Origin of the sequence: Hafnia sp. (genome assembly GCF_036648275.1) — a bacterium.
In the GTDB taxonomy this organism is placed as follows: domain Bacteria; phylum Pseudomonadota; class Gammaproteobacteria; order Enterobacterales; family Enterobacteriaceae; genus Hafnia; species Hafnia alvei.
Genome location: NZ_JAVXIQ010000001.1, coordinates 201,652 through 228,266 on the forward strand (window position 1 = coordinate 201,652; position 26,615 = coordinate 228,266).

General features: G+C 48.3%; 22 protein-coding genes. 14 read left to right on the plus strand and 8 right to left on the minus strand.

What is annotated here, in order from left to right; translation table 11 throughout:
* The 5 genes from RSC70_RS01115 to brnQ all read left to right on the plus strand — a co-directional run.
* The coding region (locus RSC70_RS01115; protein WP_332541414.1) for a nickel/cobalt efflux transporter at window positions 1–419 on the plus strand (419 nt) is incomplete at its 5' end.
* A gap of 523 nt (window positions 420–942) precedes the next feature.
* Entirely contained in the window at window positions 943–3,165 is a 2,223-nt protein-coding gene (nfrB, locus tag RSC70_RS01120; protein ID WP_149227635.1) for a cyclic di-3',5'-guanylate-activated glycosyltransferase NfrB, read from the plus strand.
* Window positions 3,162–6,137, plus strand: a complete 2,976-nt coding sequence (locus RSC70_RS01125; protein ID WP_332541416.1) for an NfrA family protein — start codon at window positions 3,162–3,164, stop codon at window positions 6,135–6,137. Before nfrB ends, RSC70_RS01125 begins: the two co-directional genes overlap by 4 nt.
* Complete coding sequence (locus RSC70_RS01130; protein ID WP_332541417.1) at window positions 6,137–7,036, plus strand: DUF4434 domain-containing protein; 900 nt, start codon at window positions 6,137–6,139, stop codon at window positions 7,034–7,036. The genes RSC70_RS01125 and RSC70_RS01130 overlap by 1 nt, the downstream gene beginning before the upstream one ends.
* Window positions 7,037–7,633: 597 nt before the next feature.
* Window positions 7,634–8,923, plus strand: a complete 1,290-nt coding sequence (gene brnQ / locus RSC70_RS01135; RefSeq protein ID WP_332541419.1) for a branched-chain amino acid transport system II carrier protein — start codon at window positions 7,634–7,636, stop codon at window positions 8,921–8,923.
* Window positions 8,924–8,983: 60 nt separating this feature from the next.
* Here brnQ and RSC70_RS01140 read toward each other — a convergent pair whose 3' ends face one another.
* Complete coding sequence (locus tag RSC70_RS01140) at window positions 8,984–10,168, minus strand: multidrug efflux MFS transporter (RefSeq protein ID WP_234619192.1); 1,185 nt, start codon at window positions 10,166–10,168, stop codon at window positions 8,984–8,986.
* Between the two features lie 274 nt (window positions 10,169–10,442).
* Here RSC70_RS01140 and RSC70_RS01145 point away from each other — a divergent pair, with 274 nt between their 5' ends.
* Entirely contained in the window at window positions 10,443–11,015 is a 573-nt protein-coding gene (locus RSC70_RS01145) for a hydrolase (protein ID WP_130999425.1), read from the plus strand.
* Window positions 11,016–11,089: 74 nt separating this feature from the next.
* Window positions 11,090–11,794, plus strand: a complete 705-nt coding sequence (locus RSC70_RS01150; protein ID WP_040046939.1) for a DUF2461 domain-containing protein — start codon at window positions 11,090–11,092, stop codon at window positions 11,792–11,794.
* Between the two features lie 7 nt (window positions 11,795–11,801).
* Here the strand turns inward: RSC70_RS01150 and RSC70_RS01155 are convergent, their stop codons facing one another.
* The 3 genes from RSC70_RS01155 to RSC70_RS01165 form a co-directional block, all read right to left on the minus strand.
* The gene (locus RSC70_RS01155; protein WP_282806657.1) at window positions 11,802–13,166 is read right to left on the minus strand and encodes a GGDEF domain-containing protein; all 1,365 of its coding nucleotides are present in this window, start codon (window positions 13,164–13,166) and stop codon (window positions 11,802–11,804) included.
* 511 nt (window positions 13,167–13,677) lie between these two features.
* A complete protein-coding gene (locus RSC70_RS01160; protein ID WP_332541421.1) occupies window positions 13,678–15,285 on the minus strand; it encodes a phosphoethanolamine transferase in 1,608 nt (535 codons plus the stop codon).
* Between the two features lie 363 nt (window positions 15,286–15,648).
* Window positions 15,649–17,361, minus strand: coding sequence for a penicillin-binding transpeptidase domain-containing protein (locus RSC70_RS01165; protein WP_234619216.1), 1,713 nt, complete (start codon window positions 17,359–17,361; stop codon window positions 15,649–15,651).
* Here RSC70_RS01165 and RSC70_RS01170 point away from each other — a divergent pair.
* Together RSC70_RS01170 and RSC70_RS01175 are read left to right on the plus strand one after the other, a co-directional pair.
* Window positions 17,290–17,613 carry a hypothetical protein gene (locus tag RSC70_RS01170; RefSeq protein ID WP_234619220.1) on the plus strand — a complete coding sequence of 108 codons (324 nt, stop codon included), beginning with the start codon at window positions 17,290–17,292 and terminating at the stop codon, window positions 17,611–17,613. The two genes, RSC70_RS01165 and RSC70_RS01170, sit on opposite strands and share 72 nt — an antisense overlap.
* 187 nt (window positions 17,614–17,800) lie before the next feature.
* Window positions 17,801–18,304 (plus strand): DUF2501 domain-containing protein, encoded by a 504-nt coding sequence (locus RSC70_RS01175; RefSeq protein ID WP_063587352.1) that lies wholly within the window; start codon window positions 17,801–17,803, stop codon window positions 18,302–18,304.
* A gap of 56 nt (window positions 18,305–18,360) precedes the next feature.
* On the opposite strand, the gene RSC70_RS01180 is transcribed toward RSC70_RS01175, so the two are convergent.
* From RSC70_RS01180 to RSC70_RS01195, 4 genes are all read right to left on the minus strand, one after another.
* Window positions 18,361–19,266 carry an alpha/beta hydrolase gene (locus tag RSC70_RS01180; protein ID WP_332541422.1) on the minus strand — a complete coding sequence of 302 codons (906 nt, stop codon included), beginning with the start codon at window positions 19,264–19,266 and terminating at the stop codon, window positions 18,361–18,363.
* 85 nt (window positions 19,267–19,351) lie between these two features.
* Window positions 19,352–19,624, minus strand: coding sequence for a GNAT family N-acetyltransferase (locus RSC70_RS01185; RefSeq protein ID WP_025801688.1), 273 nt, complete (start codon window positions 19,622–19,624; stop codon window positions 19,352–19,354).
* A 10-nt stretch (window positions 19,625–19,634) separates the two neighbouring features.
* Window positions 19,635–19,865: a (4Fe-4S)-binding protein gene (locus RSC70_RS01190; RefSeq protein ID WP_130999429.1), complete on the minus strand. Its 231-nt coding sequence runs from the start codon at window positions 19,863–19,865 to the stop codon at window positions 19,635–19,637.
* A gap of 160 nt (window positions 19,866–20,025) precedes the next feature.
* Window positions 20,026–20,445 (minus strand): universal stress protein, encoded by a 420-nt coding sequence (locus RSC70_RS01195; RefSeq protein ID WP_040046933.1) that lies wholly within the window; start codon window positions 20,443–20,445, stop codon window positions 20,026–20,028.
* A 1,111-nt stretch (window positions 20,446–21,556) separates the two neighbouring features.
* Between RSC70_RS01195 and flhD the strand changes: the two genes are divergently transcribed.
* The 5 genes from flhD to cheA all read left to right on the plus strand — a co-directional run bounded on the left by flhD (window position 21,557) and on the right by cheA (window position 26,603).
* Window positions 21,557–21,907 carry a flagellar transcriptional regulator FlhD gene (gene flhD / locus RSC70_RS01200; protein ID WP_025801692.1) on the plus strand — a complete coding sequence of 117 codons (351 nt, stop codon included), beginning with the start codon at window positions 21,557–21,559 and terminating at the stop codon, window positions 21,905–21,907.
* 2 nt (window positions 21,908–21,909) lie between these two features.
* Entirely contained in the window at window positions 21,910–22,491 is a 582-nt protein-coding gene (gene flhC, locus RSC70_RS01205) for a flagellar transcriptional regulator FlhC (RefSeq protein WP_025801693.1), read from the plus strand.
* 183 nt (window positions 22,492–22,674) lie between these two features.
* On the plus strand, window positions 22,675–23,568 hold the full coding sequence (motA, locus tag RSC70_RS01210; RefSeq protein ID WP_040046931.1) for a flagellar motor stator protein MotA: 894 nt from the start codon (window positions 22,675–22,677) through the stop codon (window positions 23,566–23,568).
* Complete coding sequence (motB, locus tag RSC70_RS01215; protein WP_025801695.1) at window positions 23,565–24,554, plus strand: flagellar motor protein MotB; 990 nt, start codon at window positions 23,565–23,567, stop codon at window positions 24,552–24,554. The genes motA and motB overlap by 4 nt, the downstream gene beginning before the upstream one ends.
* A 9-nt stretch (window positions 24,555–24,563) precedes the next feature.
* Complete coding sequence (cheA, locus tag RSC70_RS01220; RefSeq protein WP_234619217.1) at window positions 24,564–26,603, plus strand: chemotaxis protein CheA; 2,040 nt, start codon at window positions 24,564–24,566, stop codon at window positions 26,601–26,603.
* Window positions 26,604–26,615: the final 12 nt, after the last annotated feature.

A 26,615-nucleotide genomic window follows, 5' to 3' on the forward strand; every position in this document is an offset into this window, starting at 1 on the left:
AGCATCAATTTGATGGTTTGCTGCAAGGAGGCAAAGAGTACCAAGATGCTCACGCTTTGGCTCATGCCAACGATATCAAAAAGCGGTTTGCAAATAGCTCGGTGACTAATGGGCAAATTCTGCTATTTGGTCTGACCGGCGGGCTAATTCCATGTCCTGCGGCTATTACCGTACTACTTATCTGTATCCAGCTGAAAGCACTGACGCTGGGCGCCACGATGGTCGTCTGTTTCAGTATTGGCCTTGCACTGACATTAGTTGCCGTTGGTGTCGGCGCTGCAGTGGGCGTGAAACAGGCACAAAAGCGGTGGCATGGATTTAACTCGCTCGCACAAAAGGCACCTTATTTATCGAGTGCTCTTATTGGCTTAGTTGGCGTGTATATGGCGATACATGGTTGGGTGGGGATCTTAAAATAACGCTGATATGCCACGCTGAAGATTACCTCAAGTCTATTATTTTTTATTAAGCCCTGATGCAAGTTAGGGCTTTTTGCTATCAGAAATACGCTCGCTGATATATCTCTGCTGTTCTCTGGTACAGGCGGTAAGTTATTGTGTTGTATTAAAAAACCAATAACTGTGGAAAATTCCTAAATTTACTTTATTGATATTTTATAGTAGTTTGCAGCTAGATATATAGCGGGTAATCGAGACACTGCTATGTGTAGCTCACATCTTTTCCTCCAAATTATTCACCCCTGTTGCAGCGGCTGCGAGTAGACACGTTGTGCAACCAGTAAAGAGTCGGTGGTAATCAGGAGGGCTCGCTGCATTGTGCCCGCCATCTGGCGGTTTTTTTATACCTAAGATTTGCCGAATCTAAAAATTTTATCTTTTGAGTGAGCAAAACGCATAAAAACCGCCTATAGATCAACGATACGCCCACGTCTCCTGCTCAGTTACGGCTCTGCACCACTTTGAAATCACTTTGGGGTTTTTAATGGATTGGATGGTTGATGCATTTACCACATATCTTTATGGCATAAAGATTATTGCGATAACCTTAGCAATACTGATGCTTATCAGCGGTGTTGATGATCTTTTCATCGACGTTGTTTACTGGTCAAGACGTATTTGGCGAAGCTTAACGACCTATAAAAAACATAAGCATCTCAGCCACACAGAACTCTATAAGCCTGACGAAAAACCGCTGGCGATCATGGTCCCCGCGTGGAACGAGACCGGCGTAATAGGCAATATGGCAGAGCTAGCCGCTACAACGCTGGATTATGAAAACTACCATATTTTTGTTGGCACCTATCCAAATGACCCAGATACCCAGCGCGATGTCGACGAGGTGTGTGCCCGCTTTCCCAATATTCATAAAGTTGTCTGTGCAAGGCCAGGCCCAACCAGCAAAGCCGACTGCCTGAACAACGTACTCGATGCAATCCTTCAGTTTGAGCAGAGTGCCAACTTTAAGTTTTCAGGATTTATTCTGCACGATGCAGAAGATGTTATTTCGCCGATGGAACTGAGGTTGTTCAACTATCTGGTTGAACGCAAAGATTTGATTCAAATCCCTGTTTATCCCTTCGAACGCCCTTGGACCAGTTTCACTAGCCTGACCTATCTGGATGAATTTGCTGAACAGCACGGCAAAGATGTGCCTGTGCGTGAAGTTATCGCGGGGCAGGTGCCGAGCGCCGGCGTTGGAACCTGCTTTAGCCGTCGTGCGGTGATGGCGCTGTTAGCCGATGGTGATGGTATTGCTTTTGATGTGCAAAGTTTGACCGAAGATTATGACATCGGCTTTCGTTTAAAAGAGAAGGGGATGAAGGAGATTTTTGTTCGCTTCCCTGTTTTGCCTGATGGGGTTAAGCCGCATTCGACGCCTTTCGGCCAGCGCGCCAGATCGGCAAACGTCATCTGTGTGCGCGAGTATTTCCCCGACACATACTCAACGGCGGTCAGACAAAAATCACGTTGGATTATCGGTATCGTTTTTCAAGGGTTCAAAACGCATCATTGGAGCAGCAGCCCGATGATGAATTACTTCCTGTGGCGCGATAGAAAAGGGGCAATTAATAACTTCCTCAGCTTCTTCGCCATGTTGGTGATGATTCAACTGACCCTGCTGGCGCTTTATCAACGATTTTGGCCTGATGCGTGGCATTTTTTGTCGATTTTTACCGGCGACATATGGCTGTACACGCTGCTGTGGATCAACTTTGGCCTGATGGCGAACCGTATGTTCCAACGCGTTGTTTTCGTGACGGTTTATTATGGGCTACGCCAAGGTTTGATGTCGATTCTGCGGCTGTTCTGGGGCAACTTGATTAACTTCATGGCGAACTGGCGTGCATTAAGACAGGTGATTCAGCATGGCGATCCGCGCCGAGTGGCTTGGGATAAAACAACCCATGACTTCCCTAGCGTGGGGCAAAACCGCGCGTTGCGTCTGTTAGGTTCGATTCTGATTGAGCAGGGTGCTGTTACGCAGGAACAGCTTGAAGACGCGTTGGTCAACCGTATTCCCGGTTTAAAACTGGGTAATACGTTGGTGCATCGCGGCATCATCACGCCTATGCAGTTGGCTCAAGCATTGGCTGTCCAAAATGATGTTACGGCAGAGTCTATAGATGAGCGCAAAATTGATCCGGCCTTGATCGAAAAAGTGCCAGCCTCTGTGGCTTTGCACTATGCGGCGCTACCGATACGCGAAGAAAACGGGAAAATGATCTTCGCCAGCGAAAGTGCCATAGATCCTGTTTCGCTGGCGGCGCTGGCGCGTAAAGTCGGCAAGCGGGTTAGCTACGTTATTGCGCCAAGCGGACAGGTGGTGGTGGGGCTGCGCCATTGGTATGCCCGTCTGCGAGGCAAAGACCATTACGCCATGCTTGAAAGAGCGGTAGCTGAGAAGTGGCTAACTCAGGAACAGAGTGAGTCAATTTGGGCGAGCTTTGTTTCGCGCCAATTGTTGTTTGCGGAAATCTTGGCATCACTAGGGAGCATTGATGGCGCTTCGCTTAAGGCACTGTTGCTTCGACACGAACGCAGCGTTTTGCCGCTTGGAGAGTTTTTAGTGACCGAAAATGTGGTGAGTCAAGAAACGCTAAATCGCGCGCTCGAAATACAAAAAGAACTACAGCCAACGCTCGCGTCATTGCTGGCGCAGGCCGGATTAAGTCAGGAACAAATTCAGATGTTGGAGGCCGCATGATTAAGCGTTGTCACCTCAGCGTACTCATCGCCTCAGTTTTGGTGAGTACGGTTGCTTTTGCGGCGGCCGAACCAGGGAGTTCAGAGGATCTGGGTATCAGCGATCGCCAATACTTTATGGTTTACCCGCATCTGGAGAAAGCAATGCGGGCGCTCAAAGAAGGGCGTGAAAGTGTGGCTATCAGCGAATTCGAACGGGCACAGAAACAAGCGCCGGAAAGTGCGCGCTTAACCCTTTATCTCTCTGAAGCTTACCGCCACTTTGGACATGACGATCAGGCGAAAGCGGTATTAGACCGGCAGTTGAAAAGAACCCCAAGCAGTGCACCGGGGTATATCGAGTTAAAAGCGGCACTTGCGGCAGTTCCGGGAAAAACTTGGACTATCAATACGCTGGCTGATTTAAAACGCTATCAAGCTGATTGCGACAGCGCTCCCACTATCTACTGCCGCAGCGATGTTGGGCAGCACGCACTGCGTCTGGGTCAGCTTGATATCGCTAAAGCGCAGCTTAACGATGCTAAATTCAACGCCACCCCAGAAGGGCATACGCTGGCGGATGCCATTATGCAAAGGGCGATCTTCCTGAAAAAATGGGATGACGTGGACGACAGCTTCGAGCGGCTACGCACGCAAGGTAAGCTGACATACGAACAGTCAAATCAGTGGTTTGGCATTTTGCTGGCGCAGCATAGTGACGATAAATTAGTCGCATTGCAGGGGATCAACGTGATGAACGCTCCCTTGCAGCAGCTACATTATGCACAGTCACTGGCGCTGCGTAATGAAAATGCTCGCCTTAGTACCTATCTGCAAACGCGTACGCCTCGTTTTGTACAGCAGGATCAAGAACGCGGCTGGCTCTATTTACTGGCGAAATACAGTCAGAACCCAAGTGAAGCATTATCCAGCTATCCCATTGATTTTGCTGAAAACAAAACGTATATCGCACAAACGCTGATCCCCGACCGTATTGCTCAGCACGATCTTGCCGGAGCAAAACGTCTATTGGCGGGATATTCCCGCGATCAACTGTTAGAACAGCGGTTGCAACTGAGCGAAGCGGAAAATGATACCGCGCAAATAGTGCAGCTTGCACGACAGATGTATCAGCGATCGCCGCAGGATTTCACATTACTCGACCGACTTAGCTATCAACTGGTTAAGACCGGACAGAAGGCAGAGGCTAGCCGCTTGTTACTGGCGCGCTATCCATATCAAAACGCGGGCGTAACGGGACAAAATCTGACTAGCCGCTTGATGGTTCTGTTGAAAGAGAACCCTCGCTTGCTGACGGCAAAAGACATTGAACGATTGTCGGTGCCGTTGCCAACGCCACAGCAGCGTATGCAGCAAGCATCGGTATTTAACACTGAGGAACAGTGTCCGATTGTGCGTCGTTTGTTAGGGGATATGTCGCCAGACTATGGCGCTACGGCATGGTATCAGTTAGCTAATTGCTATCGCACTGATTCGCCTGGACTTGCGCTGTTCGCGTATCAGCAAGCCGATCGGCGTCAATCGAATACTTTCAGCAAGCGCTCGCTCGCCTACCAAGCCTATGCGGTTCAAGACTTCCAAGCCGCAACACGTGCATGGTCTGCGGTTCCGGTCGCTGATATGAGCGCTGAGGACACGATGGCGGCGGCAAATAGTGCGCTGGCAGCCCATGATATTCGTGCGTTAACGGGGTGGCTTAGCGAAGCGAAGAAGCATCAGCAAGATAAAACGGCGGAATATTGGTGGCTGCACTCTCATAGCCAAAATAATCCATCCGGCGCTCTGGCAGACTTGAATCGTTCCATAGAAATTAAACCGATGGCATCAGCGTTGGCCGACCGTGCGGCGCTGTATCGTCAGCAAAATCAGCTTAATCTGGCGTTGGCCGATCTGCATCAGGCCATCGCCATAGAGCCTGATAATACGGCTAACCATGCAGCGCTGGGTTATGCGTTATGGGATGCGGATCAAATAGCGCTATCCCGCGATGAGCTGAAACTGGCGGAACAACATACGCCAGACGATCCCGCGTTGATTCAACAACTGGCCTATGTGAATCAACGTTTGGATGACATCCCGCAGGCGCAAAGTTATACCGAACGTGTGGTGGACGATATCGACCGAGGCTATGCACCGCAGGGCCTAAGTGAGCAAGATGCTGAACGCCGGTTCAATTTCCGCCGCATGCATGAAGATACTGCTCGTCGCTGGACATTTAGCGTTGATACGTCGATGGGGCTTTCTGGAAAAAATAGCATTCCAAACAGCAGCGTATTAGGCAGTTCGACCCAGCCGTATGCGGCGCGTAGAAGTTACGGGCAGATGGAGGCGGAATACCGCGTTGGGCACAACCAAATTGTGGATGGTGATTTGCTGTCTGTTTACAGTCGCGTATTTGCCGGTAGCGGAAGCGAGGGCAACTTCTTACCTACTAAGGCACCAATGATGGGGCTAGGTGTGAGGTGGAAGCCGCTGCGCGAACAGGTATTTTATTTAGCCGCAGAACAGCAAATTCCGCTGGATAGGCATGAAAGCGAAGCAGATATGCTGCTGCGTGCCAGCGCATCCTTCCTTAACGGGGGCAAGTACAGTGATGAATGGCATCCTAACGGCAACGGCTGGATAGCACAAAACCTCTATCTGGACGCAGCCCACTACGTGAAACAGGACAGTCAAAGCTACACCGCTGATTACCGGCTGAGCTGGCACCAGAAAATCCCTAATATCCCAAGTGCGCAAACGTTGGAGCCTTACGGGCATCTGCAATATAACGCCACTCAGAATGGTGCGTACTCTGATGCTAAGCTCGGCGGTATCGGGGTGCGTTGGAATATGTGGTCAGGCGAAAATCATTATGATGCCTACCCGCACAAAATCAGCGTTGGTATTGAATTCCAACATTTATTTAGTGGGAAGAACCAATTCGTGGAATCTAAAAATGGTGCCTTTGTGACCTTTGGAGGGCGCTGGTAATGACAATTATTTCTCGCTGGTGCGTCTTGTTACTCTTGATGATGGCACCTTGGGCTCATGCGATGAACGCCATGATTTATCAACCGCAGCTTAGAGATATGAGTGTGGACAAAGCTCAGTGGCAAACACTGATGGATAAGTTACACGACGCGGGTTTTGATACGTTAGTGCTGCAATGGAGTGAATATGGCAGCGCCTTTAGCCAAGGGGCAGAGCAGCAGTGGCTGATGGATCGCGCACGCATTGCACACGATCGTGGATTGCAAATCGTGGTGGGTCTGTATGCCGATCCTGAGTTTTTTACCCGTCAGAACCAACCCGCGAAGGCATTAGGCAACTATTTAAACCGCCAGCGTACACAGGACGTTGCCGTTGCTCAGCGCTGGGTAGACAAGTTTGGTCGCCAAAACATTGCAGGATGGTATCTAACTCCTGAGCTGGACGATTTACGCTGGCGTGATGAAACAAGCCGCCAGATTGCTGTGAAATGGCTGACTGAAACGAAGCAGTCGTTGCTTGCTGTCGCCAATAAACCGGTCAGTATCAGTAGTTTCTTTGCCGGTAATATGACGCCAGACACTTATCGCGATACGGTGGCCGATTTTGCAGCTGCTGGGGTGAAAATCTGGGTTCAGGATGGGGCGGGGGTCGATAAACTCAGCCTACGCGAACGTTCACTGTATCTCAATGCGACGGTGGGGTGTGATGAAACATCGCCAGCGGCAGGGGAAGTTTTTGAAATCTTCCGCCAAATTAAAGGCGATAAAGCCTTTCGTGCACAGCCCGCATCGGCGCAAGAAATCAGCTCGGTGCTGCATCAAACTTCAGCCTGTGGGAAAGATAAGCTGATATTCTCGCTGCGCTATTTACCGGCGGCTGAGGGAATTTTGGCTTATTGAGTCAGCAGTTAGCGAGGATGTGTTGGCACTTTGCAGATGATTTGCAGGGTGCCAGCATTTTGAAAAGAATCAGGTGCTTTTTATATCGTGTCAGCGATAGCTGACCCCACAGCAGTAAACCCCTTTTAACCTATTTTTCATTCTCTTTCGCGAACGCGAAAATATTCACATCAGATTAGCTGCCAAAATAATGATGTAGAGCGCCAGCATCACAAGAGTGGTTCCCGCAACAAGATAGCTATCTTGGCGTTGGCTGGTGGATTTTTTTGGGTTAGGCATATCGGGCCTCAAAAGATGAATGAGTCAGCTAAGTCTAGGTCTAGGTCAAACTGCTGTGGCAGGCAGATTGCTGGTATGACAGACGGTAAGGCTATGAACCTTAGCATAAGTTTATTTTTCAACGCAATGTTGATTTTTCAACTTCCAGTTGATAATTTGAATCCGACACATCATCGGGCAGCGATGTGATAAATTATGTATATCTCAGGCTGATATTTCGGCTTGTATCATTTCTGATTACTTTAGATGAGTGCGCACGCCGCGTGGTCGGTAAGGTTTTGCTCAGAGAACACCCAGACACGAAGCGGCTTATAACCTATGAATGTTAGACAAACTATTACACTTGGATTTATGACTTTTGCGCTCTTTGTTGGCGCGGGTAACATCATCTTTCCCCCCTTTATTGGCCTGAGAGCCGGTGAAAATTTTTGGTATGCCACCGGTGGATTTTTAATTACCGGCGTGGGTTTACCCGTGCTGGCATTGATTGCGATGGCACGTAACAACGGCTCATTGGTTGAATTGACTAAGCCTGCGGGCAAGTTGTTTGGTCTGCTTCTTTCATTGATCTGTTATATGGCGCTTGGCCCGCTGTTTGGCGCGCCGCGTACCGCCACGGTTTCTTATGAAATCGGTATTAATCCGCTGTTTTCAGGCCATGTGCCACTCAGCGCATTTAGCCTATTGTTCTTTATTGCCGTGGTTCTTTGCTCGCTGAATCCGCTAAAGCTGATTGATATCGTGGGCAAGTTTCTCTCACCAATCAAAGTGGCTTCGCTCGGTGCTTTAGGGTTGTATGCGTTTTGGCGCCCAGCAGGAAATGAGCTATTCACGTTTCCTGAATATGTTGAGAATCCGCTCTCTAGCGGCATGATTAACGGCTATCTCACCATGGATACGCTAGCTGCACTGGTGTTTAGTATTATTATCGTGAATGCCATTAAGTCACATGGCGTTGATTCATCACAGCGGATCACGCGTTACATGGTGATCACGGGATTGATTGCCGCGGTAGGGCTGACCTATGTTTACATCAGCCTGTTCTATTTAGGCGCCTACAGTCTGCCGTTGGCGCGCTCAGCCACTAACGGTGCTGATGTGTTACATGCTTTCATCGTGAATGGGTTTGGTTATCAAGGCAGCGTATTTTTGGCCTTTATCATTACCGTTGCCTGCTTGGTGACGGCGATTGGTTTAACCAGCGCCTGTGCTTCCTATTTCAGCCAGATAACGGGTAAATCCTACAAGATGTTCGTGGTGATTTTGGCCGCCATTTCCATGTTGCTGTCCAATCTTGGGCTGACCGAAATTATTCACTTCTCGTTGCCGGCGTTAACGTCGGTCTATCCGCCATTCATTGTGCTGGTGATCTACGGCGCACTGGCTAAACCGGGTGAGCATACTGTCGCCCTGTGCATGCCTGCAACGCTGGTCGCGTTCATCATCGGGATTTTACAAAGCGTGGTTCCCGCCGAGGATCTGCCGTGGGTAGCCGGAAATCTGCCATTCTATAAAGAGGGCATGGCGTGGATTATTCCAACTATCGTGGTCTTTATGCTAAGCGCGGTATGTTTGAAATATAAGAAGCCGGTACCGGTAGAGAATTAATTAACAGCAACGATAACGGCAACATGATGTTGTGTTGCCGTTGTGCGGAACCGTCAGTATTCAGCGTATTTTTTTGAATGCGTGACGAATTTGCAGCATGTTGATTAGCACCAGTACGGCGGTAAAGACAAAGACCCAGCGGAAGCCCAGTACTGCTGAAACGCTGGAGCCAAGCATTGGGCCGATCACGTTGCCTAAGTACATGAACGATTGGTTATAGCCGAAAATTCGCCCCGTCACGCGATCGCTAGAGTACTTCAGCAACAAGGTTTGCACCGCTGGCATTAAGGCTCCATCGGCAAAGCCTAGCATAAAGCGCAGCATCCCAAGCTGTAGCGGCGATTTTACCCAAGCCATCATGGCGAAGAGCGCCACCGTGAATCCCAGCGCAAAAATCAGAATACGACCGGTACCGATTCTGTCGCCCAACCCGCCTAATCGTGGTGCCGATATCAGCGCAGCAATGCCTGGCACGGCGGCGATCATCCCACTGACAAAGGCGATATTATTGGTATCCGCGGCGAGTTGGCGGATGAATAACGTCAGGATAGGACTGATCGAGGCATTCGCTAATTGGATCATCAGCGTGGTAACAAACAGGGCAATGATAAGCGTTGGATAGGGCAGAGAGCGAAAAACCTCTTTCCCGCTGAGCTGATCTTCTTTACGCACCACCACACGGCGTTCTTTGATTAAGAAAAGCGTAACGAAAAAGCTGACGAACATCATGGTTGCGGTGGAGAAGAATACCGTGCGCAGCCCCAGATGGTCAGCCATCAGACCACCTAACAGCGGGCCGGCAATCACCCCGCAGATTTGCCCCGTCGATAGAGTACCTAACGCCCAACCGCTTTTTTCCCTAGGCACCTGAGAGGCGACCAGCGCCATGGCATTTGGAATATAGCCAGAAGTTAGCCCCATCAGTGCACGCAGTGCAAACAGCTGCCATACGTTGGTCGCTAAGCCTTGTAATGCAATCACCACGCCCATCCCCAATGAAGCACGCAGCAACATCAGTTTGCGCCCCTTGCGGTCGGCTAAACTTCCCCATAGCGGCGCGACGAGTGCTGAAACCATAAAGGTGGCGCTAAAGACTAAACCCGACCATAGGCTGAGTGATTCGTGATTGTGAACCCCAAGCTGTTCAACGTACAGCGGTAGGAAGGGCAAGATTTGGCTCATCGCTAAGCCAGTAAAAAAGCAGCCAAACCACACCGAGATGAGGTTTATTTTCCAAGATTCCATGACGTCTCAATATGCGGGGAGAGGGCTAAACGAAAAGATTTGCGCTGTAATAATATCACTTGTAACGGCTTGCCTGTTACACAAAAAAAGTAAAAAGAAATGACGTTTTATTTTCAATTCATTGAATCAACGCATTTTTATCACATTTACTAACACTTTCTCGCCGTGGGTGAGGTTTTATTTACACCTTGAGTATCGCCTTGCGCCTAAACTAGAGCCGTACACAGAATCAAATTTAGCGTGATAATTTATTCAAATGATAACGGGAGTTTGTATGCTGACATTGAATGCCGCTGAAACCGCGCTGGTGCTTATCGATCTGCAAGAGGGCATTTTACCCTTTGCAGGCGGCCCCCATTCAGCCAGTGACGTAGTGGCACGCTCGGCGCGGCTGGCGGAACGTTTTCGTGAACTGAATGCGCCGGTGATTTTGGTGCGTGTTGGTTGGAATGAGTCATTTGACGAAGCGCTTAAGCAGCCAGTTGATGCACCGTCGCCAGCCCATGCGCTGCCAGAGGACTGGTGGAATTTCCCTGAAGCGCTGAATGCGCAGCCAGAAGACATTGAAGTGATCAAGCATCAATGGGGCGCATTTTACGGTACCGATCTGGATCTCCAGCTTCGCCGACGTGGTATTCGTAATATTGTCTTGGCAGGGATTTCCACAAATATTGGCGTAGAATCTACCGCTAGAAGTGCGTGGGAGCATGGTTATGCTTTGGTGATAGCCGAAGATGCCTGTAGCGCTTTTGATGATATTCAGCACCAACACAGCTTTAAGTACATTTTCCCGCGGATTTCACGGGTATCTGATAGCGAAAAAATCATTGCAGCGATGAAGTCTTAATTCTATAACGGCTGCTACTGATAGGCCATTTTCACAGGCGAAATGCCTGTGGAAATATAAGCAGGAAATAGGGTGTGAAAGAGACAAAATTTACCGGTTTTACCCAGCAGGGATTAAACTTTTTACAACAGGTGCGTATTGAGAATAGTAAGGACTGGTTTGAAGAACACCGCTCGGTCTACGATCAACATATTCTGACCCCGTTTCGCGCTTTAGTTGATGAACTCGCGAAACCCATGCTAAAGATCGATCCGCTGTTTGAAACGCGCCCGGCGATTGGCAAAACGCTATCTCGCATCCATCGCGATACCCGCTTTTCACATGACAAATCTCGCTACCGCAGCCGGATGTGGCTGACGTTTAAGCGCCATTCCAAAGAATGGACCGATGCGCCGGTATTTTTCTTTGAAATAAGCCCCGATATGCTGCGTTATGGTTTGGGCTATTACTCGGCGTCGAGGGGAACGATGGATCGTTTTCGTCATTTGGCATTGCGCCAACCTGAGGAATTTGCCGCAGCACGAGCCTGCTGTAAGGCGCCCTTTGAGCTGGTGGGCGATAGCTATAAGCGGCCTTTAATAAAAGAGCAAGACCCTGAAATTGCTGATTGGTACAACCGTAAAACATTTGCGGTGATGGCAACAGATTATCAAGTCGAGCAGCTATTCACCCCAGAACTGGCCACCATGCTGGCCAAAAAACTGACTAAGCTGGCGCCGCTATATCAGTTTTTGATGAAGGTTGAAGCACTAAAACAGGTACCACTCGAGGATCTCTAAGCGCAGATTAAAGCTGTTCACTCATTTGTGGCGTGAACTCGCCTTCGCTGATGGTTTTTGACTGATTGCGCCCCTGCTTTTTGGCCAGATAAAGCATTTTATCAGCAAGATTCATGGTGCCGCTGATGTCGAGGTTGGTTTGGCTGGGATCAACCAAGACTGCGCCAATGCTCATGCTGACGTAGTGATCCCCCTCAGGGTTTCTAACATGGGGGATCTTTAATTCCGTAATGGCTAAACGAATCCGTTCGCAGAGCTTCGCTAATTGCTGTTTGTCCGTTGACGGAATAAACATCGCAAACTCTTCGCCACCCATGCGTGCCACCAGATTCCCATCATGATTACCTGCAAGATCCAGTGCATGCCCAATTTTGGCCAAGCAACGATCGCCGGCTAAATGCCCGTAGTGATCGTTATATTTTTTGAATTTATCGACATCCAGCATGATTAGCCCAATGTGCTGACCGGAGGCTTTATTTTCCTCCCAAAGCGCGGGGGTGTTTTGTGCGAAATAACGGCGGTTATGTAACCCCGTAAGATCGTCGGTGATGGACTGACGATAATGACGGCGATTATTCTCATCAATGAGCTTGTAGTCGTCCATCATGCGCAGCAACACAATCATTAACATCGCCAGCTTTAATAGCATAATCATGATCTTCCACGTATACCAACCAACGGTATAGCGGGCTTGCCACGATAGGCTGAAGGCGTCATCCAGAACTAACAGGAACAATGTGAAAAGAAAACATTGTTCGATGAGTCCTTTGTTTTTTAATTTAAACCACAAAAAGGTTAGGCAGAGAAAATTCACCAAACCAGAGATATAAACTAACCCTGTTCTAATCGTGAGTTCACAGCGATAGTGATTGCACGTCTCGGTGAGCAATGGAATAAACCGAGAGATTAATGGCCCGATAAACGAGGCGAGTAGACAGCCTAATAATACAAAGGCAACGGTGCGTCTAAGACTGAGTGATTGAGGCAATGAGATAAGAATCGCTGCGCAAATAGGAGCGCTAATTTCTAACAAAAACCATAACCAAATCGAGTTGCTGTCGTAATTAAACGTAGCGTCTACGGCTAATGCCGTCGGATAATCTGCAATAATAAAGGCTGCTAATATTGCGGAAGCTAAATATGCGCCGCCAATTGCGTAGGTTTGTCGATTATTGAAAGCACGCGAGTGACTAAAGGCGATGGTGGTAATAATAATATCGCACAGCACACACACGGCCAAAAATACCGGCATAAAGTAAAAATTCACAGGCGCACTTTCACTGCGATAACTGCCAGCGAAAATAAACACCGCCAGAGTGAATAAAATGAGAAGCGGTGTATGAAGTCGCTTAGGGGCTAACTTCAAAAACATATCCATTACTCCAATAACGCAATGTGTTTACAATATATCAATGCTTAATGACTTTATTTTAACATTATAGTTTTAAGTGAGCGTCTTGCTTACTGTGTTGCATTCGCTCAAATTAGGTATCGTTACCTTAAAGAAATAATTGATATAAAACATCATGTTATTTTTTTTGATAAGCAATATTTGCTGAGCGAAGAACGACACTCTCTGTGCTAGTTTAACTTATCCGAAGTGGTGTAAGAAATAATTCTCAATAGGAATTTTCTGGGTTAAATTTGGGGCGTTGTAAAAGTAGCGCTACATTTAGTGTTGTTTGAGTGACACTAATATTGTTATGTGACTGAAATAATATAATTACTCGCTCAGGAAAATGGGGGGGATATTTCAATATAATAAGGAAGTAGTGGGGCGTGAAATAACTATAATGGGTAAGCGTTAGCGGAAAATTAGATGATATAAAAAAGCCCCACAGCACAGTTTGCAATGTAGGGCTGATTAAATCCGGACTGGTGAATTATTTATGCGTAGTCGCCGGTGTCGCTTTAGGCGTAAAAGGATCGTTTCCCAAAGAGCTGTAAGGCACCTGCTTTAATGCAAAGTTCATTACCGTTGGCGAAGGGCGCTTTTGGTTGGAAATAAACTGATATTTAGCCGCAATTTCTTGGCTTTTAATTCCCGTCCATTCAGAGAACAGCACTAAAAAGTCTTCAGCTGAGCGGCGTGCTTTTATCGCCCGACGACGCGTGTCATCAGAAGATAGCATCATTAACGGCACCTGATAGTTTTGTTGGTATTTATCATCGTGAGATAGGAACTCATTACTGGTACCTTTCTCGTGGAATGCTAAGCCATGATCGGAGAAATAGATCATCGAGAAGTTTTGTCCGCTACTTTTCAGCTGGTTATACAGCTGGCTGAGAAAACTGTCCGTTTGCGTAATGCTGTAGAGATAGCATGAGGTCTCTTTTGAATGAACAAAAGTCTCATAGCGGTCACCGGTACGATCGCAAGCCTTAGGATGTGAACCTATCAGGTGATATACCACCAGTTTTGGCCCTTCGGTAGTTGCCTGCAAAGCATCATCGGTAAAGCGCAGTAGATCGAAATCAGACGTGGCTTTACCGTCTTCAAAATCACCTTTCTTCAAGAAGCGTACATCGTCTGCGCGCTTGGCAACGCTAGCCACCACGGTGTCATAGCGCCCAATTTGCCCCTGATTAGAAAACCAATAGGTATGAAAGCCCGCAGATTTGGCCAACGTAATAATACTGTTTTGGTACTCAGGCTTTCCGTCACGAACTAGATTCAGCGTTTGGCCGAGTGATTTCTGTGTAGAAGGTGCCGCAGAAAGATAATCGTTGAAGAATACGCCCGGAACTTGGCTCTCGAACGGCGTATTGGCCCATTTACCTCCAAAACTGCCATGGGCATCACGGCGGGCGCTTTCGCCAATGACGAGCACATAGACTTGGCGATTGGCTTTAACGCTGTCTACATGCCAAGTGGCTGGCACCGAAGATAGCTCTTTCATGCGGGCCATTTCGGCTTCAACTTCTTTCTTCCCGTGCGATACGTCCTCGACAAAACGCACCACCGGATAGCCAGTGTCGCTTAATTTGAATTCGCCACCGGCTCGCAGGTTTGTCACCGGCGCTAACAGTAAAGCACCTATGAAAGCAAATAAGAACAAAGATTTAGCCATTGTCCAACGGCGTATTTGCGGCGTTTTTCTGCGTAAAATAAAGATGCCGAGGATCATGATAAAGACGGCGATCAGATAGTCCCAATAGGGAAAAATCTGCATCATCTCGCCGGCTTCTTCTGGGTTAGTTGAGTAAAGCGAAAGGATCGAGTTGAAGTTTGGCGGGCCGAAAACGCGGCCAAACGGATAGTAAAATGCTGCGGTTAAGGTGCAGACAAACAGCACTGCTTTTTGCAGACGTGGTAAGTAGCTGCCGAGCAGTAAGAAGAAACAGCCGAGGCCAACGGCGTAAATAGCGCTGAATTCGTAGCCTAAGCCCAGATTAATCAGCGCGGCGAGAACAAAATAGAGCAGGGTATAAGGGCTCAGTAGTTCACGAGCCTTATTTTTTGGCTCAAAAGGATTTGATGTAAAGTTCATTTTTATTATCTGAAAGGGTGCAGGGCACCAAAGTTAACCGCGGGATACATCTCCACTCGCATGTTGACGGTCACTGTCATCATTGTCTCTGGTGTGTCATGGGGGAGTTTCCATTTTACTTTTTGCGCCATGCCTAACGTCGAGACACAAAGCTGCAAGAAGATATGCCGAGCGAGCTCGAATAGCAACAGAAACTGCGGGTTCTTAGTGTGATTTAGGAGGCAAATTTTATAGTACAGCGAATTGCAGAAATTTAGTCGGGGTTTACAGTGAAAAGTTTGAGTGCTCAGTGGGTTAACAGAACAAAAAACCACCCTCACCGGATGACACCAACGTGGTTGATATCATCCGGTATGAGCTGCGCTAAGCGCCTTTGTGAACGATGTTGGTGCTTTGTATATTATGTGTCAGCGTTTGGTTATTTAAATTGATGGCCTGCTGGTCAGTTAAGGCATCGGGAGGAATATTCATATGGCGCAAAACGTCGCCCATGATCTGACCGAACACCGGACCTGCTACTGAACCGCCGAAGTGTTTGCCTGCATTCGGATGGTTGACCATCACCACCAATGCAACGCGAGGATCGCTGGCGGGAGCCACGCCAGCCGTATAGTTGACGTAGCCGCCGTCGTATTTACCCGTGTCGCCCATTTTCTCGGCGGTACCGGTTTTTATCGCAAGACGATAGCCCGGAACGGCGGCAGTTACGCCGCTACCGCCAGGTAGAGCATCACTTTCCATCATATGAACCACGGTGCGCACGGTTTTTTCATCCATGACCCGTGTTCCTAATACCGGCGGGGTGACTTTAGTAATAGATACCGGACGGAAAACGCCGAAAGAACCGATGGTGGCATATTCGCGCGCCATTTGCAGCGGTGTGACGCGCAGGCCATAGCCAAAGGAGAAGGTCGCACGTTCAATGTCAGACCAGCGTTCGCGGTGTAACGGGAAATAGCCGCTGCTTTCGCCGCCGATGCCCAGACCGGTGGATACCCCTAAGCCGAAGCTATGATAGAGATTCACTAGCACGTCAGACGGCATCGCCAGCGCAATATGTGAAACGCCGATGTCGCTCGATTTCTGTAAAATGCCGGTAATGGTTAAGCGTGACCAGTGGCCCACGTCTTTAATCAAGTGCCCATTAACGGGATAAGGCGTTGTGTCGATAACCGAATCAGGACGGATTAAATGACGTTCTAAGCCCGCCATGACCACCAGAGGTTTTACCGTTGAACCCGGTTCAAAACTGTCAGAGATCGCCACGTTGCGCATATCTTTCTGCGGTACGCCCTGATAGTTATTCGGGTTGTAGGATGGATAGCTCGCCATTCCCAAAATTTCACCGGTGTTCACGTCCACCAGTACCGCTGCACCAGAATCGGCTTTATTGAGCAGCACGCCTTCGCGCAGATGAGAATAAAGCGCGTACTGCAAATAGCGGTCGATGCTCAAGCTGAGTGTGGGTGCCTGCTGAGCAGGATCGTCTTCCATTAGGCTCACTACATTGCCGTAGCGATCTTTACGGTACACACGATGCCCAGGCTTACCTTGCAACAGGTTATTGAATCCGCTTTCGATGCCATCCAGTCCTTGCTGATCCATACCGACGATACCAATCAGGTTAGAGGCGGCGTCGCTCATCGGGTAATAGCGGCTAGAATCTGCTGGGGTTGTAATGCCGTAGATGTGCAGTTTATTCACATATTCAGCAATATTTGATTCAACCTGACGGCCAAGATAGAGGAAATGCTTGTGAGCGTTTTCTAATATCTTCGCTTTAATGTCACTTTCTGGCATAGAAAGGGCTGTGCTGAGATAAGGCCATTGTGCACTGGTGAGGTTGGGATCGCGTTCAAGCACGTGAATAGGATCGGCAATAATATCGTTTGATGCCACGCTAACGGCCAGCGGTTGGCCTTCACGGTCGGTTATTGTGCCACGCAGTGGTTGGGTAATGAGCGAGCGCAGCGAGCGCTGATCGGCTTCTTTTTCCAGCAGGGGATGGTTCATCAACTGCAGATAGCCCACTCTGCCAAGCAGAAGAACAAGAAAAACGACAATACCAAAACAGATGAGAACAAATCGTCCTTGAAAATAATTGCCACGTGGATTCGATGGGCTTTTTTTGCGCATAGTTCTGCCAGTAGAAAACAAAATATTAAAAGCGAGAAGCTGGAATGCGCTAACTATAAAAGAGACTGGATGGAAAGGCAGGAAAATGAAACATTTATTCGCACTTCAATTATCATTGAAATAAATGAAACAATTGAAAATATGATGCTTAAAAATACCTCATTTTTTATCGCGCAGGCGCACCAGACCTGAACATGACGGTTTTCTGCGATGCCGCCAGAAAATGAAAATGAGGAATAGTGAGAATTCTCTGGTGCATTGTACTGATAATGAACCATACATACAGATTATTCTTTAATAGATGGAATACATTAAACAAATATTGATCTCTCTAATAGGCAACCTTATTATCCGTCTCACTAAGAGAATGAGGTTAAATATGAACCAAAAATTAAAACAACTGAGCCGTGCGGCCCTGATTTTAGCCGGTGTTATCGGTATGAACGCAGCTCATGCAGATCTCATGGGCTCACTGAAAAGCGCAAGTGAACAGCTTTCGTCTAGCAGTGCGAATACATCGACTGGCGCAAACAGCACATCACTGCTGGGCGGCGCGTTGGGTTCATTGATGGGAGGAAACTCTCAGGCATTACAATCTACCAGCAGCGCAAACATTGGTGGCGTGCTGAGCTACTGCGTGCAGAACAACGTGCTCGCAGCGGGTAATCAAAAGATCGAATCTGTTAAAGATTCTCTGCTGAGTAAGTTGGGTACGCAAACTGATAGCAAATCTTACCAGAATGGTTTGAACGGAATTTTGGATCTGCAGGGTAAAGATGACGTTGATCTGAACAATTTAGGTTCTCTAACCACCGACATGAAGGCAAAAATTAAAACCAAAGTGTGCGGCATGGTATTGGATCAGGCGAAAAAATTCGTTTAATCACTGAAGACGACCGCCGTTGTTGAGGGAGTTGGCATACGTAGCCACTCCCTTTTTTATTTAAGCTGTTTACGGCAAAAGTCACCAATCTCGGCAATCGCCAATCGAGACTCTTTCATGCGCGGCACCAGATATTGCCAAACATGCCACATCCCCTGCCAACGAGATAAATGTACGTCAGCACCGGCGCTTGCAGCTTTTTGGGCAAAACGTTCGGCATCGCTATACAGAATCTCTTCACTTCCCACCTGAATCAATAGCGGCGGAAACGCAGCTAAATCACCGAATAGTGGAGAAACGCCCGGATCGGTCAACGCAGCTGTACCACTGTACGCGTTTACACAGCGCTCAGCTTGATGGAGGTGATGTGCAAAAAATGGATCGCGCGTGAGGCGTGTTTTTACCGACTCACCGCTCATCGAAAGATCGACCCAAGGGCTTAAAACGGCAACGCCTGCGGGAACAGGAAGCGCTAAATCTGACTTTATCCGCAGTGTGAGTGCTAAGGCCAATCCGCCACCGGCAGAGTCGCCCATTACAAAAATACGCTTGGGGTTAATTTCTGGTTGGGTCAGCAACCAACGATAAACGGTTTCTGCATCATTGAGCGCGGCAGGATAGGGCGATTCGGGCGCTAAGCGATAATCCGCCAGCAATAAAGGTATTTTGGCGGCATCTGCAATAAATGACGCCATCGATCTGTGGCTGGAACATGATCCCATGTGATAGGCGCCACCGTGCAAATAGAGAATAGCGGCATCCGAGTGGGCATTGGATGGCGTGAGCCATTCAGCATAAATGCCGGATGGCTCAACGCTTTCAAGGTGCGTCCCTGGAGCGAGAGGGAGTCGCTCTCCCAATTCATCCATTTGTTTGCGCATAGTGGCCACATCGTCTAGATCGGCATGAGCAAAATGGCGCTTGATAGCATATTTAAACAGGTGACTTTTAAAACTACGCATGTGAATTCCTTTTCTGTCTTGAGCATTCGGCGCTCGCCGAGAGTAAACGGTTCAAGACCTATCATGACGCCAAAGCAAAAAACAATCAGGCACGGATATCTTGATATTCTGGCGTGGTGTCAAACTCATGCTTGGCGAACGGGCACAGTGGAATGATTTTGCGATTTTCTTTACGCATTTTCTCAACCACTTTGGCGACTAATTGCTTACCAACGCCTTGGCCTTTCAAACTCTCATCTACGTCGGTGTGGTCGATAATGGCCAGATGTTCGCCGGTTGGCACAAAAACAACCTCAGCAATCAAGTTGCCTTGAGCATCATTCACATAAAAATTGTTGTTACCTTCAAGAATTTCCACCGTAAGCTCCCTATTTTTGACGATATTTCAGTGCGCCGCTGGGGCAGGTATTGATAACGCTTATCACGGTTTTTGCATCGACGTTATCAGGCATAATCCAAGGTTGGCGGTTCAGTTTGAATAGGTTGCTATTTCCTCTGACACAGTTACCAGAATGTTGGCAAATGCTGAGATTAAAATAGACGTCAATTTCTTTGCCGTGATACAGGCGGTAACCCGCATCTTGTAGATCTTGATCCATGGGTGTTCTCCTACGACATTGCAGTGAGCAGACTGAGTCGATCTGCTTCTTTATGGTGTATAACCCGATCAAGATTAGCCAAAAATGACCCTCACGGCATTAATGTCGTCGCCTTGCTGGTGGATAAGTATCCAAACGAGGCAGAAATTAGGAATCGCCCTTAAAGCGGCACGATTAAAACATCCGTATGCGTTTTGTCGATAATGTGAGTCGCCGAGTTTAAAATGCGCTTTAGGAACCCTTCACAGTGATTACCACAAATCACTAAATCCATCGGGCTCTCGTTACAAGCATAAATCACGCCATCAGCCAACTCGCCGTTACAAACGATAGTGCGGCTAATCGGATAGTCTGCCTGTGAACGTAGCTGCTCTAAAAACAGATTGGCCTCTTCATGAATAAGCTCACGTAAGGAGCCCAGCATCGCCCCCGCAAAACTGGAGCAAAGGTCGGCCTCATTGCACAAGGTCAGTAGTGTAATTTCACCCTGATAAGGGCGAACGATTGCGATGGCTTTCTCAACGAGTTTGATGCTGTCCGGTGCTTGCGCAACGGCAACGAGTACTCTCCTGTAGCTCATATCTGCCTCCATTCCCTATGACAATATAACCATGATAAAGAATAGACCACAGACAAGCTGTGGGGAAAATCACAACCAGTTTTACCTCATCGGAAAATAGCACTTATGTCTAATCCAGCGACTGCCGAGCATCATCGTGGGCGAGGAGGGCATAAAAAGGTAGATATAGGGAATGTATTGCTACGTGAGCTATGTATTTCCACTACCTCTTTATGGTTATTCTTGCTGGGTGGTATTGCCATAAAGAGTTAGGGATAGCGTATTTAAAAACAAAAATAGATTCTGCAATTACATATAAATATTGAGTCTATAGGTATTAATGAGGCGTAAATAGGCCGAATAAAACATAAATTGAAAGGTATTAAGTTGGTTTCAGTCTGCACTGAAACCGATTACACCGTGACGTATTTCACATTATTCACTGTTATTCTACATTGGGAAAAAGATAGCTTAAAATTATAAAATGATGTTTCGTTTTAATGCTGCAAATGACAGTGAAAATCTATACTAGCAGCAACATAATTTACATGGGTTATTTATAGAAAACATACTTTCAACATGGATGTAGGGCTAAATATCTATAAAAGCTATATAAGTAGCGTTTTAAGCTTTTAATTTAAGATTTAAGGATTTTTAACTCGAAATACCTGCTTTTTTTATGTGTTTTTTGTATGTGATGTGTTTGATATTCAATCGCTTAGCGACTCGATGAAGAGGTCGCAATCTTTGACGCATTAATGAACTATTAAATCATTCGTAATATTTATTTACTGATTTTATGTGATCTGTGTCACGTTTTTCTTAAATTAACCTGAGGCGCTCGTTGTATATATCTCTTAAACGGGGGTAGAGTTGCCACGAATCAGGAATATTCTTATTTGCTTGTAAAATTCCTAGATATTGTAAGTCTGAAAAATTGTACATCTAAGATACAACCTCCAAAGATATTACGGTTGAATTCCCCCGCTTTTTAGGGGGGTGACCTCTGATAGGGTCAGGCTTTCATTTGAGTAGATAGTTATCAGGCGCCATTACTTTTTCGCTCCTCTAGAGCGTTACAGGTTAATGGTGCGTTTCATTATGTTGGCAAACAAATTTTACAGGGGGAGTAATGAGTACCTCTGAAATACTCAAGCATATTTATGACATCAATTTGTCATATTTGTTATTAGCACAGCGTCTAATTCACGAAGAGAAGGCTTCAGCGATGTTCAGGCTGGGGATTAACAATGAAATGGCAGATTCATTGGCTCTCTTAACCCTGCCACAGATGGTTAAATTAGCTGAAACTAACCAGTTGGTTTGCCAGTTCCGTTTCAGCGACCACGAAACGATTCAAAAATTGACGCAAGAGTCTCGCGTTGACGATCTCCAGCAGATACATACTGGAATTATGCTTTCCAGCCATTTGCTGAAGCAGCTCTCGCCAACAGATGCCTGCCCCCCTCACAAAAGAGTCTGATAATGAGTGAAAAAAGCATTATTCAGGAAGCACGCGACATTCAGCTAGCGATGGAGCTTATCTCTCTGGGGGCCCGCCTTCAGATGTTAGAAAGTGAAACGCAATTGAGCCGCGGTCGCCTTATTCGGCTCTACAAAGAGCTGCGAGGCAGTCCTCCGCCGAAAGGCATGTTACCGTTTTCAACCGATTGGTTTATGACGTGGGAACAGAACATTCATTCTTCGATGTTCTATAACGTCTATGCCTTCATGATTAACAGTAAATTATGCCGTGGCGTGGAGGCAGTGATACGTGCCTACAAACTCTATCTTGAACAATGCCCTGTCATGCCGGGTGAACAACCTGTTTTGGCGTTGACACGCGCTTGGACATTGGTTCGCTTTGTGGATAGCGGGATGCTGGAGTCTTCTCCATGCTCTTGCTGCGGTGGCTCGTTTATTGCACATGCGCATCAACCGCTCAGCACGTTTGTTTGCAGTTTGTGCCAACCACCGTCACGTGCGATAAAAAAACGTAAACTTTCTGACAATCTTGCCGATATGTTCCCACAATTGCTCAATGAGCAAGAGAAACGCGTGGTGTAACTTGATTGAGGCAATCAGTCTTATAGGTCGACGATCGGTGGGGTAGCAAGAAGGCTATTGTTTAGCTAAACCACCGGTTAACTTCCTATCGAGCCGTCATCTGACGGCTTCTGAATTCTTCTTCTCCGTCCTTCTGGACAGCGCGTTACACCCAATTTCCATTCTAAGCATTAAGGAATTCGCGTGCTTATTCTATTGGGTTATGCCGTTGTAACTATCGCCGTGCTTGGCGGTTACATGATCGTTGGGGGGCATCTTGGTGCTCTGTATCAGCCCGCAGAGCTGCTCATCATTGCCGGTGCTGGTATTGGCGCATTTATCGTTGGCAACAACGGCAAAGCCATCAAAGCGACGTTGCGCACGCTGCCCAAGCTGGGGCGCGGTGCTAAATACAACAAAGCACTGTACATGGAAGTCATGGGTTTGATGTATCTCTTACTGGCGAAAGCACGCCAGCAAGGCATGCTCACACTCGAACGCGATATTGAAAACCCGCAAGAAAGTGAACTTTTCTCTAATTATCCCCGAATTCTTGCCGATAAGATCCTCATCGAGTTCATCACGGACTACATGAGATTGATGGTAAGCGGCAACATGAATGCTTTTGAAATTGAAGCGCTGATGGACGAAGAGATTGAAACCTTCGAAAGCGAGGCTGAAGGTCCGGCAGACAGCTTGGCGATGGTCGGAGATTCGCTGCCGGCCTTTGGCATCGTGGCTGCCGTCATGGGCGTTGTTCATGCCTTAGCCTCAGCCGATCGTCCTGCCGCAGAACTGGGCGCGCTGATTGCTCATGCGATGGTCGGTACGTTCTTAGGGATTCTGCTGGCGTATGGATTTGTCTCTCCGTTGGCGTCTTTGATGCGCCAAAACTGTGCTGAAACCGTCAAGATGATGCAGTGCGTGAAAACCACGTTGCTGTCGAGCCTGCATGGCTACGCGCCACAAATTGCGGTCGAATTCGGACGTAAAACGTTGTACTCCACCGAGCGCCCTTCGTTCATCGAACTTGAAGAGCATGTGCGTCAGGTGAAAGCGCCTGCGGTACAACAGTCGGCGGTGGAAGAGGAAGTATGAAAAATGGCAACCGCCCGATAATTCTGGTTAAAAAACGGAAGTCCTCCCATAAGGGGGGGCATCATGGCGGCTCATGGAAAATTGCCTATGCCGATTTTATGACGGCAATGATGGCGTTCTTTTTGGTGATGTGGCTGCTGGCCATCGCCAGCCCGCAAGAACTGACCAAGATTGCCGAGTACTTTCGAACGCCGCTAGCCGTTGCGTTAACTCACGGCGACCGTTCAAGCGCCAGCACCAGCCCAATTCCTGGCGGTGGTGACGACATGATGCAAAAAGAGGGCGAGGTTGCGAAATCCATGCCGGACCCAGCCACCAAAGCAGACAGCGAACGGCTTAAAAAACTGCGCAAACAAATCGATCAGCTCATCCTGACCGATCCAAGACTAAAAGCATTACAGCCGCATTTGCTGATTAACATGATGGACGAAGGTTTACGTATTCAGATTATTGATAGCCAGAATCGCCCGATGTTTGAAAACGGCAGTGCCAAAGTTGAGCCCTATATGCGCGATATTTTGCATGCCATTGCGCCGATTCTGAATGATGTTCCGAACAAAATTAGCCTGTCGGGACACACGGATGACTTGCCTTACGCCAGCGGCGAACGTGGCTACAGCAACTGGGAGCTGTCTGCCGATCGCGCCAACGCATCGCGTCGCGAGCTGATCGCCGGTGGGCTTGCCGAAGGAAAAATTCTGCGCGTGGTCGGTATGGCCGACACCATGAGTTTGAAATCCCAATCGAGTGACGCTGCGATAAACCGTCGTATCAGTATTTTAGTGTTAAACAAAAGCGCCCAGCACAACATTGAACATGAGAATTCAGAAAGTCAGGAGATGGATTTTTCTAATCCTGCGGCAATGAAGCAGTGGAGCGTAGGAGGCGCGGTAAACCTTGCGCCACAGGCGTCGCCGGTGCAAGCCAGTCCATTAGCACCGATGAATGACCACATTATTACAACAACACCGACCGAAAAGAGGTGACCTGTGAGCATGGATATTACTGCGTTTTATCAAACGTTCTTTGATGAAGCCGATGAACTGCTGGCAGATATGGAGCAGCACCTACTGGAGCTGGACCCAGAAGAGCCAGATATAGAACAACTTAACGCGATTTTCCGTGCCGCGCACTCCATTAAAGGCGGTGCCGGAACCTTTGGTTTCAATATATTGCAAGAAACCACGCATTTGCTGGAAAACCTACTCGACGGTGCGCGCCGCCATGAAATGCGCCTGAGCACCGATATCATCAACCTGTTTCTGGAAACCAAAGATATTATGCAGGACCAGCTCGATGCCTATAAATCCACTCAGGATCCCGATCACGCTAGTTTTGAGTATATCTGTCAGGCATTAAGGCAACTGGCGTTAGAAGCTCAAGAAACCAATGAGCCCGAGGCCGCCGACGGTCAACATCTCAAAGTGGTCGCGCAAGAGAGTGCAACTACCGCAGGCAACAATAACGAAACCGGCGAAATGGCGGTGCCAGAAGGGTGTATTTCTCTTTCCTTATGCGGGCTGAAGTCGCAAGAAGTACCGCTGATGCTGGAGGAACTGGGCAATTTAGGCACCATCCGCCAACACGCTGAAACCGAGCACGGATTAGACGCCATTCTGGAGACGACGGCCAGCGAAGACGATATTGCCGCCGTTCTCTGCTTTGTGTTGGAACCTGAGCAAATTTCGTTTAATCACGGAGCGCCGGCTGAAAATACCGCAGCGCCCGCTCAGCCTGTATCACCCGCCGTAGAAGCTAAACCAGCCGTAGCGCCAGAATTAAAACTGGTTCCTGAGCAGGCCGCCCCGCGTCAAACCGAAGCGCCAAAACGCCCAGCCAAAGCGGCTGAAAGTACCAGTATTCGCGTGGCCGTGGAGAAGGTCGATCAGCTGATTAACATGGTTGGCGAGCTGGTGATTACCCAGTCTATGCTCGCGCAGCGTTCAGACATGCTCGATCCGGTAGAACACGGCGATTTGCTCAACAGCCTTGGTCAGCTAGAGCGCAACGCGCGCGACCTGCAAGAGTCGGTGATGTCGATTCGAATGATGCCGATGGAGTACGTATTCAGCCGCTTCCCACGTCAGGTACGCGATCTAGCCAGTAAGCTAAACAAGCAGGTAGAAATTACCCTGCTCGGAAGCTCAACCGAATTAGATAAGAGCCTGATTGAACGCATTATCGATCCGCTAACGCACTTGGTACGCAACAGCCTCGATCACGGCATTGAAACACCCGAAGTTCGTGTCGCAGCGGGAAAAAGCGCGGTTGGAAATCTGACGCTTTCTGCGGAACATCAGGGCGGCAATATCTACATCGAAGTCCGTGATGACGGTGCAGGGCTGAACCGTGAGCGCATTTTGGCGAAGGCGCGTTCTCAGGGTATGGCGGTCAGCGACAGCATGACCGACGACGAAGTTGGATTGCTGATTTTCGCACCGGGCTTCTCCACCGCAGAACAGGTCACCGACGTGTCTGGACGCGGCGTGGGTATGGACGTTGTGAAGCGAAATATTCAGGAGATGGGCGGCCACGTTGAAATTCAATCGCAGGGTGGGAAGGGCACCACGATCCGCATCGTGTTGCCGTTAACGCTGGCAATTCTCGATGGCATGTCCGTTAAAGTGAATAACGAAGTCTTCATTCTGCCATTAAATGCGGTGATGGAATCCCTTCAGCCTCGTGAAGAAGATCTCTATCCGTTAGCGGGCGGCGAGCGCGTGCTGCAAGTGCGCGGCGAATACTTACCGCTGGTTGAACTGTACAGCGTGTTTGAAGTACAAGGGGCTAAAACTGATGCTATGCAGGGCATTGTGGTCATCTTGCAAAGTGCGGGACGTCGCTATGCGTTGCTGGTCGATCAGCTCGTTGGGCAGCATCAAGTGGTGGTGAAAAACCTGGAAACCAACTATCGAAAAGTACCAGGGATTTCAGCTGCTACGATCCTCGGTGATGGTAGCGTCGCGTTGATTGTGGACGTCGCCGCGTTGCAGAACATCAACCGTGAAAAACGCGTCGCGGTATCTGCGGCATAGCGTGAACGTTTT

Coding starts and splice junctions, on each gene's coding strand:
- nfrB (WP_149227635.1), top strand. CDS start 943: ATGGATTGGATGGTTGATGCATTTACCACATATCTTTATGGCATAAAG.
- RSC70_RS01125 (WP_332541416.1), top strand. CDS start 3,162: ATGATTAAGCGTTGTCACCTCAGCGTACTCATCGCCTCAGTTTTGGTG.
- RSC70_RS01130 (WP_332541417.1), top strand. CDS start 6,137: ATGACAATTATTTCTCGCTGGTGCGTCTTGTTACTCTTGATGATGGCA.
- brnQ (WP_332541419.1), top strand. CDS start 7,634: ATGAATGTTAGACAAACTATTACACTTGGATTTATGACTTTTGCGCTC.
- RSC70_RS01140 (WP_234619192.1), bottom strand. CDS start 10,168: ATGGAATCTTGGAAAATAAACCTCATCTCGGTGTGGTTTGGCTGCTTT.
- RSC70_RS01145 (WP_130999425.1), top strand. CDS start 10,443: ATGCTGACATTGAATGCCGCTGAAACCGCGCTGGTGCTTATCGATCTG.
- RSC70_RS01155 (WP_282806657.1), bottom strand. CDS start 13,166: ATGTTTTTGAAGTTAGCCCCTAAGCGACTTCATACACCGCTTCTCATT.
- RSC70_RS01160 (WP_332541421.1), bottom strand. CDS start 15,285: ATGAACTTTACATCAAATCCTTTTGAGCCAAAAAATAAGGCTCGTGAA.
- RSC70_RS01170 (WP_234619220.1), top strand. CDS start 17,290: ATGGTTCATCAACTGCAGATAGCCCACTCTGCCAAGCAGAAGAACAAG.
- RSC70_RS01175 (WP_063587352.1), top strand. CDS start 17,801: ATGAACCAAAAATTAAAACAACTGAGCCGTGCGGCCCTGATTTTAGCC.
- RSC70_RS01180 (WP_332541422.1), bottom strand. CDS start 19,266: ATGCGTAGTTTTAAAAGTCACCTGTTTAAATATGCTATCAAGCGCCAT.
- RSC70_RS01190 (WP_130999429.1), bottom strand. CDS start 19,865: ATGGATCAAGATCTACAAGATGCGGGTTACCGCCTGTATCACGGCAAA.
- RSC70_RS01195 (WP_040046933.1), bottom strand. CDS start 20,445: ATGAGCTACAGGAGAGTACTCGTTGCCGTTGCGCAAGCACCGGACAGC.
- flhD (WP_025801692.1), top strand. CDS start 21,557: ATGAGTACCTCTGAAATACTCAAGCATATTTATGACATCAATTTGTCA.
- flhC (WP_025801693.1), top strand. CDS start 21,910: ATGAGTGAAAAAAGCATTATTCAGGAAGCACGCGACATTCAGCTAGCG.
- motB (WP_025801695.1), top strand. CDS start 23,565: ATGAAAAATGGCAACCGCCCGATAATTCTGGTTAAAAAACGGAAGTCC.
- cheA (WP_234619217.1), top strand. CDS start 24,564: ATGGATATTACTGCGTTTTATCAAACGTTCTTTGATGAAGCCGATGAA.